Annotated in this window: 11 protein-coding genes and 1 tRNA gene; 9 read left to right on the top strand and 3 right to left on the bottom strand. The window is 67.7% G+C overall.

Annotated features, from left to right (window positions below):
* Positions 1–3: 3 nt before the first annotated feature.
* The 9 genes from eno (at position 4) to AC1DGD_RS09070 (ending at position 9,836) form a co-directional block, all read left to right on the top strand.
* On the top strand, positions 4–1,284 hold the full coding sequence (gene eno / locus AC1DGD_RS09110) for a phosphopyruvate hydratase (RefSeq protein ID WP_018774732.1): 1,281 nt from the start codon (positions 4–6) through the stop codon (positions 1,282–1,284).
* Between the two features lie 85 nt (positions 1,285–1,369).
* Complete coding sequence (locus tag AC1DGD_RS09105) at positions 1,370–2,173, top strand: FtsB family cell division protein (protein WP_476856590.1); 804 nt, start codon at positions 1,370–1,372, stop codon at positions 2,171–2,173.
* A gap of 66 nt (positions 2,174–2,239) precedes the next feature.
* A complete protein-coding gene (locus AC1DGD_RS09100) occupies positions 2,240–3,016 on the top strand; it encodes a DUF501 domain-containing protein (RefSeq protein WP_476856589.1) in 777 nt (258 codons plus the stop codon).
* Positions 3,013–3,972: a Ppx/GppA phosphatase family protein gene (locus AC1DGD_RS09095; protein WP_476856588.1), complete on the top strand. Its 960-nt coding sequence runs from the start codon at positions 3,013–3,015 to the stop codon at positions 3,970–3,972. Before AC1DGD_RS09100 ends, AC1DGD_RS09095 begins: the two co-directional genes overlap by 4 nt.
* 66 nt (positions 3,973–4,038) lie before the next feature.
* A complete protein-coding gene (locus tag AC1DGD_RS09090; RefSeq protein ID WP_476856587.1) occupies positions 4,039–5,451 on the top strand; it encodes a S8 family serine peptidase in 1,413 nt (470 codons plus the stop codon).
* Between the two features lie 38 nt (positions 5,452–5,489).
* Positions 5,490–6,992: an NAD(P)/FAD-dependent oxidoreductase gene (locus AC1DGD_RS09085; RefSeq protein WP_476856586.1), complete on the top strand. Its 1,503-nt coding sequence runs from the start codon at positions 5,490–5,492 to the stop codon at positions 6,990–6,992.
* Positions 6,993–7,117: 125 nt separating this feature from the next.
* Positions 7,118–8,062: an N-acetyltransferase gene (locus AC1DGD_RS09080; RefSeq protein ID WP_476856585.1), complete on the top strand. Its 945-nt coding sequence runs from the start codon at positions 7,118–7,120 to the stop codon at positions 8,060–8,062.
* Between the two features lie 32 nt (positions 8,063–8,094).
* A tRNA-Leu gene (locus AC1DGD_RS09075) sits at positions 8,095–8,168 on the top strand.
* Between the two features lie 318 nt (positions 8,169–8,486).
* A complete protein-coding gene (locus tag AC1DGD_RS09070; protein WP_476849104.1) occupies positions 8,487–9,836 on the top strand; it encodes an ABC transporter substrate-binding protein in 1,350 nt (449 codons plus the stop codon).
* Between the two features lie 535 nt (positions 9,837–10,371).
* On the opposite strand, the gene AC1DGD_RS09065 is transcribed toward AC1DGD_RS09070, so the two are convergent.
* Genes AC1DGD_RS09065 through AC1DGD_RS09055 form a run of 3 tightly spaced genes read right to left on the bottom strand, consistent with a single transcriptional unit; the run spans position 10,372 to position 13,201 of the window.
* A complete protein-coding gene (locus AC1DGD_RS09065) occupies positions 10,372–11,145 on the bottom strand; it encodes an ABC transporter ATP-binding protein (protein ID WP_230009341.1) in 774 nt (257 codons plus the stop codon).
* On the bottom strand, positions 11,142–12,236 hold the full coding sequence (locus tag AC1DGD_RS09060) for an ABC transporter ATP-binding protein (RefSeq protein WP_476856584.1): 1,095 nt from the start codon (positions 12,234–12,236) through the stop codon (positions 11,142–11,144). The genes AC1DGD_RS09065 and AC1DGD_RS09060 overlap by 4 nt, the downstream gene beginning before the upstream one ends.
* A complete protein-coding gene (locus AC1DGD_RS09055; protein ID WP_223914177.1) occupies positions 12,233–13,201 on the bottom strand; it encodes a branched-chain amino acid ABC transporter permease in 969 nt (322 codons plus the stop codon). Before AC1DGD_RS09055 ends, AC1DGD_RS09060 begins: the two co-directional genes overlap by 4 nt.
* Between the last annotated feature and the right edge of the window lie 3 nt (positions 13,202–13,204).

Below are 13,204 nucleotides of genomic sequence, written 5' to 3'. Positions count from 1 at the left end.
TCCATGGCGCTTATCGATGCCATCCACGCCCGCGAAATCCTCGATTCCCGTGGCAACCCGACCGTAGAAGTTGAAGTCCTGCTCTCGGACGGCCAGATCGGCCGCGCAGCAGTTCCCTCCGGCGCTTCCACCGGCGAGCACGAGGCCGTTGAACTTCGCGACGGCGACAAGGGCCGCTACCTCGGCAAGGGCGTCCAGAAGGCCGTCGACGCGGTCATCGACCAGATCGCCCCGGCCCTGACCGGCTTCGACGCGACCGACCAGCGCAGCATCGACCAGGCCATGATCGACCTGGACGGCACCCCCAACAAGGGCAAGCTCGGCGCCAACGCCATCCTGGGCGTGTCCCTGGCCGTGGCCAACGCCGCCGCCGCCTCCGCTGACCTGCCGCTGTACAAGTACCTGGGCGGGCCCAACGCGCACGTCCTGCCCGTGCCCCTGATGAACATCCTCAACGGCGGCTCACACGCCGACTCCGACGTGGACATCCAGGAATTCATGATCGTCCCGATCGGCGCCGAGACCTTCTCCGAAGGCCTGCGCTGGGGCGTCGAGGTCTACCACAACCTCAAGTCCGTCCTGCAGGCCAAGGGCCTGTCCACCGGCCTGGGTGACGAGGGCGGCTTCGCGCCGAACCTGCCGTCCAACCGTGCCGCCCTGGACCTGATCCAGGAAGCCATCAAGAACGCCGGCTACACCCCGGGCAAGGACATCGCCCTGGCCCTGGACGTCGCCTCCTCCGAGTTCTTCAAGGACGGCGCGTACCAGTTCGAGGGCAAGGCACTTTCCGCCACCGAGATGAGCGCCTACTACGCCGAGCTCGTGGCCGACTACCCGCTCGTGTCCATCGAGGACCCGCTGGATGAGAACGACTGGGAAGGCTGGAAGACCCTCACCGACACCATCGGCGACAAGGTCCAGCTCGTGGGCGATGACCTCTTCGTCACGAACCCGGCCATCCTGCAGCGCGGCATTGACACCAAGACCGCGAACTCGCTGCTCGTCAAGGTCAACCAGATCGGTTCCCTGACCGAGACCCTGGACGCCGTTTCCCTGGCCCAGCGTGCCGGCTACACCACCATCACCTCACACCGCTCCGGCGAAACCGAGGACACCACCATTGCTGACATCTCCGTTGCCACCAACGCGGGACAGATCAAGACCGGTGCCCCGGCACGCTCCGAGCGCGTGGCCAAGTACAACCAGCTGCTGCGCATCGAAGAGGAACTCGACGACGCCGCACGGTACGCCGGCCGCAGCGCGTTCCCGCGTTTCAAGGGCTAGTTAGCCGCGAAAACCGGTAACCGGTGGCTATGGTTGAAAGACCATGGCCACCGGTTCTTTTTTGGTCCGTTTTTGAAGGAGTGACATGGCAACCCGACGCCCCAATGTTCCCCGGGCTACGCCTGCCGCCAAGGCTGCTGCAGCCAAGCCTGCGGCCACGGGTCTGGGGGCAGCAGCCGACGGCGGCGAGGTGATCCAGGCGGACTTTGGCGGCGCCCGCAGCGGCGCGGCGGCGCCGGCCGGCGCTGCGCCTGCCCCGCCACGGGTGTCAGCTCACACAGGCAAGCCGGCCCCGGGCAGCACCGGCGCCGGATCTGCGGCCAGAGCCCGTCCCGCCACAGCCCCGGCAGGAGCACCGGCAAAGCCCGAGACCCGCCCGGCGGCCGGGAAGGCCGGCGCCAAGTCCGGCGGCAAGTCCGGCGCCAAGGCCGGCGGCAAGGCCGGCGGCAAGACCCAGAACCGGACCGCCGCAGGGGGTCCGGACGAATCCCTGGACCCCGTGCCCGCCAAGGCGTTCTCGGGCCGGCTGCTGGCCCTGGGCGTCGTCATGATTGCCATCACCATCCTGCTGGCCCCCACGGTCAAGATCTTCCTGGACAAACGCGCCGAAATCGCGGCGCTGCAGGCCGATATTGCGGCCAAGCAGACGAAGCAGGAGGACCTCAAACGCCAGGTGTCGCGGTGGCAGGATCCCAACTATGTGAAACAGCAGGCCCGCGACCGCATTAACATGGTTATGCCCGGAGAGACGGGCTACTGGGTATTCGGCAGCGATCTTCCTGCCGCGCAGTCCGGTGGCGCGGCGGGTGCAGCATCAGCACAAGACCCGGCCAACCTGCCCTGGGTGGACGCCCTCTGGGAGTCCATCAGGCGATCGGCAACAGACTAGAAGCGGCGCCCGCCGCCGGGATTGTCCCGCGGACAATCCGGAACAGGGCAGGAAGGTGCCACTCCCGTGGACGAGAACCGAGTGGACCAGAACCGAGCAGCCGAGAACAACGACGGGGCCAAGGCCCCGGCACCACGGCACAGGGCAGACGCCCCGGAGGGCTCCCGCCAGCCGTCGCCGCACGATCTCGAGGTCCTCAGCCGCCAGTTGGGCCGGCCCGTGCGCGACGTCGTCGAAATCCCGGCACGCTGCGTCTGCGGAAACCCGCTCGTTGCCGCCACTTCGCCGCGGCTCAGCAACGGTACGCCGTTCCCCACCACGTTTTACCTCACCCACCCGGTGATCACGTCGGCGGTATCGCGGCTGGAGGCCGCCGGGCTGATGAACGAAATGAACGACCGGCTCGCTGCCGACGCCGGCCTCGCGGCCCGGTACCGGTCCGCCCACGAGGCATATCTGGCCTCCCGTGCCGAGATCGGCGCGCGCTCCGGCATCGGGGCCGTTCCCGAAATTGACGGCGTCTCCGCCGGCGGAATGCCGACCCGCGTCAAATGCCTGCACGTCCTCGTGGGGCATTCGCTGGCGGCCGGCCCGGGCGTGAACCCGCTGGGCGATGAATCGATCGCGGCCATCGCCGAATGGTGGACCGTGGAGCGCTGTTACTGCGAAGGCGCCTGGGACACCGGCGGGGAGGCCCCGTCCCGGGACCTCAGCCGCCATGGCCCCCAAGGCCTGCCGGAGATCGTGGGCCGGCCCGCACCGGTCCGCAAGTCCCGCGTCGACGCCGCCGCCGCCGGTGCTGCTGAGACGGCCGGTACCACCGGCACGGGGGAGTCCAAGTGACCCGGGTCGCGGCCGTAGACTGCGGCACCAACTCCATCCGCCTGCTGATCGCAGATGTGAGCGCAGGCGGCGCAACAGGGCCGGCCACGCCGCGGCTGACCGACATCGTGCGGGAAATGCGCGTGGTCCGGCTGGGCCAGGGCGTGGACTCCACAGGTGAACTGGCCCAGGAAGCGCTTGAGCGCACCTTCGCCGCGACCCGGGACTACGCTGCCCTCATCCGCGAGCACGGCGCCGAAAAAGTGCGCTTCGTGGCCACCTCCGCCACCCGCGATGCCCGCAACCGCCAGGTTTTCGTCGACGGCATCCGCGACATCCTCGGCGTCGAACCCGAGGTGATCACCGGCGACGAGGAAGCCGCGCTGTCCTTCGCCGGCGCCAGCAGTGTCCTGCCCTCCCGCGGGCAGGACCCCGTGCTGGTGGTGGACCTCGGCGGCGGCAGCACGGAGTTCGTGCTGGGCAACGCCGACGGCGTCATCGCGGCCCGCTCGGTCGACGTCGGCTGCGTCCGGATGACCGAACGGCACCTGCGCAGCGACCCGCCCACCGCGGATCAGATCGCAGCCGCAGAGGCCGACGTCGACGCCGCCATCAGCGAGGCGGCACAAACCGTTCCGCTGGAACGCACCACCGCCGTCGTCGGCGTGGCCGGCTCCGTCACCACCATCACGGCGCACGCGCTGCGCCTGCCGGAGTACTCACCGGCCGCGATCCACGGCACCGAACTGGACCTGGACGCGGTCCGGAAAGCCTGCACCGAGCTGCTCGAAATGACCCGGGAGGAGCGGGCCGCGCTGCCTTACATGCACCCCGGGCGGGTGGACGTGATCGGCGCCGGTGGACTGGTCTGGCGGCGGGTCCTGCAGCGCCTGGCCGAGGTCACCGGCGGGCGCATCACCACGGCCGTGAGCAGCGAACACGATATTCTTGACGGAATTGCCCTCAGCATCCGATGATCCCGCCCCAGCAGCCGTGCCCCAGCGCGCGCCCGTGCCGCTGGTGCATCCGCCGATAGGACCTGAATGACCAGAGCAACAGCCCGGCGCCGCCGGACCGCCTCCGCGTTGGTGGCCTTGGCCCTCGCCGGCGGAGCGTCCACGGCGGCGCTGACCCTGGCCGCACCCGCCCACGCCGACTCCTGGCGGGACAAGGAATACTGGCTCGCCGAGTCCGGCATCACCAAAGCCTGGGACGTTTCCAAGGGAGCCGGGGTCAAGGTCGCCGTGATTGACAGCGGCGTGGACGGCCGGCATCCGGATTTGGGCGGCGTGCTCGCTGGCGGCGCGGACATTTCCGGCGCCGGCAAGGCCAACGGCCAGGAGAGTATCGGCGCCAAACCCGAACACGGCACGCTCGTGGCCACCATGCTGGCCGGACGGGGGCACCAAGCGCCCGAAGCGACCGCCAAACCGAGCGCCAGCGCAACTGGCCCTGCCGCCGGCCCGGCCGCTGGACCTGACGGGGTTGTCGGCGTCGCCCCGGAAGCGCAGCTGCTGTCCGTCTCCACCTGGCTCGGTTCCGCCAACCCGGGCGGCAAGAGCGACCAGGACCAGATCCCGGAGGCAGTGCGCTGGGCCGTGGACAACGGCGCCCGCGTCATCAACATCTCCCTCGGCAGCACGTCGCCGGAATGGCCGCAGAGCTGGGACGCGGCATTCCTCTACGCCGAACAGAAGGACGTCGTGATCGTCGCCGCCGCGGGCAACCGGGTGGGCGGCAACGTCCAGGTCGGCGCCCCGGCCACCATCCCCGGCGTCCTGACGGTTGCAGGCCTGGACCGCACGGGCGCGGCCAGCATCGACTCCTCCTCCCAAGGCATCAGCATCGGCGTCGCAGCTCCCGCCGAGGACCTGGTTGGCGGCCTGCCCGGCGGCGGCTACGCCGACTGGGCCGGCACCTCCGGAGCCACGCCCATCGTGTCCGGCGTCGCGGCCCTGATTCGCTCCAAATGGCCCGAAATGTCCGCCAGCCAGGTCATCAACCGGATCGTCACCACGGCCAAGGACGCCGGGGCGCCAGGGAAGGATCCGCTCTACGGCTTCGGCGTGCTGAACGCCGAGGCCGCACTCAAGGCCGATGTCCCGGAAACCAAAGTCAATCCGCTGGGGTCCATTTCGGACTGGATCCGGGTCCACCGGCGCGGAAACCTCGCCACGACTGCCTCTGCCGCGGAGCCCGCGCCCTCCAGCGCTGCCCCCACCCTGCCCGAAGCGACCGTGCCCGTCGCGGAGAAGCCGTCCCAGCTGGACAGTGCCGTGCCGGCCGCGGTGGTCCTGGGCTTCGGAGCCCTGCTCGTGGGAATCGTTGTGGCCGCCGCGTTCCAGCTGCGGGCCGCCATGCGCACGCCGCCGAAGGACGGCCCGGACGGGCCGGGCGGGACCGGCAAGGCCGAACCCGAGGCCGTCAATCCGGTGGACTCCAGCAAGCCGTCATAGTTAGTGAAGGTTTTCACAAACTACTGTATTCTTGAGATATGGCATCCTCCCTTCAGCTCCAGGACCGTCCCCGGGTACTCGTCGTCGGCGGCGGGTACGTCGGCCTGTATGTAGCCCTCAAACTTCAGAAAAAGATCGCGAATGCTGGTGGCATCGTCACCCTCGTGGATCCGCTGCCCTATATGACCTACCAGCCCTTCCTGCCGGAAGTTGCCGGCGGCAACATCGAGGCGCGCCACGCAGTCGTCTCGCACCGCCAGCACCTGAAGCAGACGGAACTCATCCAGGGCCGCGTCACCTCGATCGACCACGCCAACCGCACGGCAGTGGTCGCACCCTCCGACGGTGGACACACCTTCGAGATTCCGTACTTCGACGTCGTGCTTGCCGCCGGCGCCATCACCCGCACGTTCCCGATCAAGGGCCTCGCGGACAAGGGCATCGGCCTGAAGACCATCGAAGAGGCCGTCGCCCTGCGCAACAAGGTTCTCGAGCGGATCGAGACCGGTTCCCTCATGACGGACCCCGTTGAGCGCGCCCGCGCCCTGACGTTCGTCGTCGTCGGCGGCGGCTTCGCCGGCATCGAGTGCATCACCGAAATGGAAGACCTGGCCCGCGCCGCGGTCAAGAACAACCCGCGCATCAAGCAGGAGGAAGTCCGCTTCGTCCTGGTCGAGGCGATGGGCCGCATCATGCCGGAGGTCACGGCATCGCAGGCCGAATGGGTCGTCGAGCACCTCCGCAGCCGCGGCATCGAGGTCCTGCTGAACACCTCCCTCGACAACGCCGAGGGTTCCCTGAAGCTCATCAACCTCCCGGACAAGAGCCCGGCCCAGGAATTCGAGACCGACACCCTGGTCTGGACTGCCGGTGTGCAGGCCAACCCGATGGTCCGCTCCACCGACTTCCCGCTCGAGCCGCGCGGCCGCGTCCGCGTCCTGGCCGATCTGCGCATCGCAGGCGACGAGGGCATCATCGAGAACGCCTGGGCCGCCGGCGACGTCGCTGCCGTCCCCGACCTCACGGGCAGCGGCCTGCCGGACGGCACGTGCGTGCCGAACGCGCAGCACGCGCTGCGCCAGGCCAAGCGCCTCGCCAAGAACCTGTGGGCCTCCCGCTGGGACAAGCCGCTCAAGGATTACAAGCACAAGAACCTGGGCGCCGTCGCTGGCTTCGGCGAATGGAAGGGCGTGGCGAACATCAACCTGCTTGGCCGCATCGGCCTCAAGGGCCCGCTGGCCTGGCTGGCACACCGTGGCTACCACGGCATGGCCATCCCCACCGTGGAGCGCAAGATCCGCGTGATCTCCGGCTGGATCTGGGCCTTCTTCCTGGGCCGCGACACCACGCAGCTGATGGATCTGGACAACCCGCGCGGCGCCTTCGTGGCCGCAGCGACGCCGGCCCCGAAGCCTGCCGCTGCTCCCGTTGCCGGCACGCCTGCGGATGCTGCCAAGAACGACGCCGCGAAGAGTGGCACTGCCAAGAACGACACTGCCAAGAACGACACCAAGGAAGCTGTTCCGGCCGACTCCAAGTAGCCTGATCCGAGCCTTCGACGGCGGCTGTTCCCCCCAGAGGGAGCGGCCGCCGTTTTCGTGGCGGGCAGCCGCCCCAGGACGCCGGGAGCGGGCAGGAGCGCGGGACCCCCGCCTAGACTGGCTCCATGACAGCTGAAAAGGACCTGCACGCCCTCCTGGCCACCATGCACCCCGAACTGCGCGAGGGCGAATACGTCTACGCCCTGTGGCCGCACGGCAAGCCCCTGGCCGGGGCCATTGCGGCCGCCGTCCGTGAGGCGGAAGGGCTGACCGTCGTGCTGCCGCGGAACGAAGCGGACAGCCTGGGGCTCTCCTACGACTTCGTCGCGGCCTGGATCACGCTCCAGGTGCACTCTTCGCTTGAGGCGATCGGCCTCACGGCAGCCGTCAGCGCGGCCCTGACCGAGGCGAAGATCAGCTGCAACGTCCTTGCCGGCTTCCACCATGACCATCTGCTGGTGCCGGTGGCGGACACCGAACGGGCGCTGGAGGTACTGCACGAGCTCGTCGCGGCCAACGGGGTGTACAAACCGGCACCGGAACTCGTGCTGCGCAGCGAGGAGCCGGCGGACCGTCCCGCCATCCTCGCCCTCACCGCCGCCGCGTTTGCCATCTCGCCCGCCACCGGAGAGCACGTCGACGGCGAACCCGAGGAAGTGAAGCTGCTGGCGCGGTTGTTCGAGTGCCAGGAATACCTGCCGGCGTTCAGCATCGTGGCCGAACTCGACGGCGAAATCGTGGGGCATGTGATCAGCACCCGCGGGTGGGTGGACGGTCTGGAGCTGCTCGGCCTCGGGCCGATCGGGGTGGTGCCGCGGCTGCAGCGCCACGGCATCGGCACCGCGCTCATGAACGAGACCGTGGCGCGGGCCAACACCGCGGGGGAGCGGGGGATAGCCCTGCTGGGCAGCCCCGAGTACTACTCCCGCTTCGGCTTTGTTCCGTCCACCTCGCTCGGGGTGGCGCCGCCGGAGGCAGGCTGGGCCGCGCACTTCCAGTTGCTGCCGCTCGCCGTCTGGCCCGGCGGCGTGAGCGGCACCTTCCGCTACGCGGGGCCATTCGCGGGCTGATCCGCCCGGCGACGGGATACCATTGACCGGGCGCCCCAGTAGCCCAATTGGCAGAGGCAGCGGACTTAAAATCCGCGTGTTGTGGGTTCGAGTCCCACCTGGGGCACTGAGCTGCGCGCCGCCCTGCGGCGCCCGACAGCCGGGTGGCCCTGACCCCCGGCGTTCCCAGGCCCCTCGCACGGGCTTGTCCCACGCACGTGCTTGCCCTCGGGGTCGCCTGACCCGGGCAGCCGTTCCGGGCCGTCGCCCCCGACAAAACAGCCGCCGCAAACCGTCCAGATTTCCTCTATGCAACGAGTGTTATAAGGATGTGACCGTAGTCACTTATTTTCACGTCGAAATTGCACTAGCTTGAAGTGGAATCAGGAACACCTGATCTTTCGCGTCAAAGGCCGTTCGCACCTTTAGATCGAGGAGCTTGTACATGACTTCACTCCCCCGGGTTGCGCCCCGCGTCGCTAAGCTCACCGTGCTTAGCCTCGGCGTCGCCCTTTTGGCTACGGCTTGTGGCGGTTCACCCGCCCCGAGTTCGTCGGGATCCAGCTCAGCCGCGGCCGCGGGAATCGCGTGCCCGGCACCCAGCGCCACCGGTGGCGGTACCAGCGCCGCCGGCGAAACGGGCACTGTGCCCGCCTCGGCCACCACCACCCCCACGCCCCTGAAGATCGGCTCGCTCCTGCCGACGACGGGTTCGCTGGCCTTCCTCGGCCCGCCCGAAATTGCAGGTGTCAACCTCGGCATCAAGGAGGTCAACGATGCCGGCGGCGTCCTGGGCAAGCCGGTGGAGGTCATCCACCGTGACTCCGGCGACACCAAGACCGACATCGCCACCCAGTCCACCACGGCACTGCTCGGACAGGGCGTCAGCGCAATCGTCGGCGCCGCCTCCTCGGGTGTCTCCAAGACCGTGATCAACCAGATCACCGGTGCCGGCGTCGTCCAGTTCTCCCCGGCCAACACCTCCCCGGACTTCACGGCGTGGGATGACAAGGGCCTCTACTGGCGCACCGCGCCCTCGGACGTGCTCCAGGGCAAGGTCCTCGGCAACTACATGGCCACCTGTGGCGCCCAGACGGTCGGCATGATCGTCCTGAACGACGCCTACGGAACCGGCCTTGCTAAGAACGTCCAGGCAGCTTTCGAGGCGGCCGGCGGCAAGGTTGTTGCCCAGGAGCTGTTCAACGAAGGCGATTCCCAGTTCAGCAGCCAGGTGGACAAGGTTCTGGCCGCCAAGCCGGATGCCATTGCCCTGATCACCTTCGACCAGGCCAAGAGCATCGTTCCGCTGATGACGGGCAAGGGCGTCAAGCCGACCCAGATCTTCATGGTGGACGGCAACATGTCCGATTACAGCAAGGACTTCCAGGCAGGAACCCTGAAGGGCGCCCAGGGCACCATCCCGGGCACCTTCGCCAAGGAGGACTTCAAGAAGAAGCTCCTGGCGATTGACCCGGCGCTGAAGGACTACAGCTACTCCGGCGAGTCCTACGACGCAGTGAACCTGATCGCACTGGCGGCTGAGGAAGCCAAGAGCACCAAGGGCACTGATATCGCGGCGCACCTGAAGGACGTCTCTGAGGGTGGGGAGAAGTGCAACACCTTCCCGAGCTGCGTCACCCTGCTTCGCAACGGTAAGGACATCGACTACGACGGCCAGTCCGGCCCCGTAACGTTCTCCGACGCCGGCGACCCGACGGAAGCCTACATTGGCATCTACGAGTACCAGGATGACAACACCTACAAGCCGGTCAAGGAAGAATTCGGCAAGCTGTAAGCCGCTTCCCCTCGACTAACAAAAGACCCCCGTCCAGTCCGGACGGGGGTCTTTTGTGTGCGGGGGACCGGGGCCGGAGCGTCAGGACCGCGGAACCGGACGCGGTTGCGGAACCGGATTTGCGTTGCGGATTCGGACGAGGGCGGCGCGGATCCGAGGTGCGCCGGTCCGGAGCCGGTGCGGAAACAGGACATGAGGACGCCAGGAGGGGCCGGCGTCGTGGTGTCGACATCCGAGGTGCCTTGGCAGCCACGAGGTGCGGGGAGGGCTGCCGTGGCCGTGCGGCGGCTGCGGAACCGGATTCGCGCTGCGGGTTCGGACGAGGGCGGCGCGGATCCGAGGTGCGCCGGTCCGAAACCGCCGCGAAAACGTGGCTCAAACGAAGGGCGACGGGCGACGAGCAAGCGGCTGCGGAGGCGACCGGAGGCGACTGGAGATGCCGTGGGGCCACGGACTGTTGTAGCAGGCACCGGGCACGCAGAAGGGCCGCCACCGGCTGGTGACGGCCCTTGCGGGGGAGATACTGCCCGGAGCGCTATTCGACAGTGTCTGCGAGCGTCCCCAGGTAGAGCTGGATGACCTTGGGATCCTTCATGAGCTCCCGGCCAGTACCGGTGTACGCGTCCTTGCCCTGGTCCAGCACGTAGGCGCGGTCGCAGATCTGCAGGCAGCGGCGCGCGTTTTGTTCCACCATGATGACGGAGACGCCGGCCCGGTTGATCTCGTGGACCCGGAGGAAGGTCTCATCCTGCTTGACAGGGGAGAGGCCCGCGGAGGGCTCATCGAGCAGCAGAACGGCCGGGTCCATCATGAGGGCCCGTCCCATGGCGACCATCTGGCGTTCGCCGCCGGAGAGCGAGCCGGCACGCTGGGCGCGCCGTTTGGCGAGCTCCGGGAACAGTTCGGAGACAAAGTCGAACCGTTTGGCGAAGTCCTTGGGCCGCTGGAACATGCCCATCTGCATGTTTTCCTCGATGGTCAGGGCGGCGAACACGTTGTTGTTCTGCGGAACGAAGCCGACGCCCTTGCTGACCAGCTTGTTGGCCTTGAGCCCGGTGATGTCCTGCCCGCGGACCACCACCGAGCCGGAGTGGACCTTGACCAGGCCAAACATGGCCTTCAGCAGCGTGGACTTGCCGGCGCCGTTGGGGCCGATGATGCCGATCAGCTCACCCTTGCGGGCTTCGATGCTGCAGCCGTTGAGGATATTGACGCCTGGGATGTAACCAGCCACCAGATCGGTGACCTTCACGACCGAGTCGCCATCGAAGGCGGGCTGGGCGGCCGGTGCCGCGCTGGTGGCGCTCATTCTTTGTCCTTCTCTGTGCGGTTTGGCTCTTCGGCGCGGTTCGGCTCTCCGGCGCTGCGGCGGCCGCGCGTCGTCCCGTTCGCCGCCTCCTCCGCCTCGGTGGCGAGGACGTCGGCGGAGATGATGCCGGCGTTTTCAGTGCCGACAATCGATTCCTCGTCGGCGACCAGCTCCGCGGCCAGTTCCTTGATGCCCTCGGCGTCGCCGAGATCCACGTCGTGGTGGGCGCCGAGATAGGCGTCGATCACAGCGGGGTTCTTCATGACTTCGGCGGGAGGCCCTTCGGCCACGATCTTGCCCTCTGCCATCACCACCACCCAGTCGGCGATGTGGCGGACCATGTTCATGTCGTGCTCGACGAACAAAACCGTCATGCCTTCGGCCTTGAGGTTCTTGATGTGGTCCAGCAGCGACTGCGTCAGCGCCGGGTTGACGCCGGCCATCGGCTCGTCGAGCATGACCAGCTTGGGCCGCACCATGAGGGAGCGGGCCATTTCCAGCAGCTTCCGCTGCCCGCCGGACAGCGACGCCGCGTAGTCGTCCCTCTTGGCGTCCAGTTTGAACTTCTCCAGCAGCACGTTGGCTTCCTGGGTGATCTTCTTTTCCTGGCCGCCCCAGATGCCCTTGAACAAAGCCTTGGACAGCCGTTCCCCGGACTGGCTGGAGGCGCCGAGGCGCATGTTCTCCATGACGGTGAGCTTGCCCATGACCTTGGTGAGCTGGAACGTGCGCACCATCCCCATCCGGGCAACCTTGTACGAGGAGACGCCGGCGATGTTGTTGCCCTCGAACTGCCAGGTACCCGAGTTCGGGGTATCGAATCCCGTCAGCAGGTTGAACAAGGTGGTCTTGCCGGCGCCGTTGGGGCCGATCAGCGCGGTGATCTTGTGCCGCGGGATCTCGAGGTACTGGACGTCGACGGCGTTGATGCCGCCGAAGGTGCGGGTGACGTTTTCTGCCACCACGATCGGATCACGCTTCTTGCAACCGGGCGCGATCTCGCCGGCGGCGATCGGACGGTTGTCCGTCATATAGTCGATCTCTTCCGACGTGCGGGGTTCGTCCCGTGACTCTTCGCTTGGAATGCTCATGCGAATGCCAGCTCCTTCTTATTGCCGAGAACGCCCTGGGGCCTGAAGATCATCAGCAGCATGAGCGCCACGCCGACCAGGATGTAACGCAGCTGCCCGGCCTGGACCGTGTTCAGCCACGTGATGGTGCCGGACTCGATCAGGCCGTAGAGGATGCCCTGGGTGAGCGAGAGCACCACCCAGAAGATCATCGCGCCGACCACCGGGCCGAGCACAGTGCCGAGCCCGCCGAGCAGCAGGCAGGTGTAGAGGAAGAACGTCAATTCCGTGCCGTAGTTGGCCGGCTGCACCGCGCCGCGGGGAATCGTGAAGATCATGCCTGCCAGGGCACCGAGCGCGCCGCCGATGATCAGGGACTGCATCTTGTAGGCGTACACGTTCTTGCCGAGCGAGCGGACGGCGTTCTCGTCCTCGCGGATGCCCTTGAGTACCCGGCCCCAGGGGCTGCGCATCAGCAGCCAGACCAGGGTGCAGAAGAGGGCCACGACTGCCCAGGCGACCACCCGGATAAAGAAGTCGCGGTTGTTCATGCCAACGTAGGTCCCCGGCGGGAAAGGGTTCATGGCGTAGAAATCGCCCTCAAAGGCGGCCAGGCCGTTGGCCGAGCCGGTGACGGCGGTCAGCTGGTTGGTCGTGACGATGTAGCGCACGATTTCGGCCGCCGCGATGGTCACGATGGCCAGGTAGTCCGCCCGCAGCCGCAGCGTCGGGATGCCCAGCAGCAGGGCGAAGATGGCGGAGGCGACGACGGCGATGAGCAGCCCGACGAAGAACGGCACATGGAACGTCAGGGTGGAGATGGCGAAGCCGTAGGCCCCCACTGCCATGAAGCCTGCCTGGCCGAAGTTGAGCAGGCCGGTGTAGCCGAAGTGAACCGCGAGGCCGAGGGTGGCCAGGGCGTAGGCAGCTGTCGTCGGGCTGAAAAGTTCGCCGGCGGCGCTGGAAAATATGAATCCGAAGTCCATGGC

The organism is Arthrobacter sp. 05T45, assembly GCF_056395875.1.
Note: the sequence above shows the minus strand (reverse complement) of the source record. Positions and strands in the feature narration are given on the sequence as shown.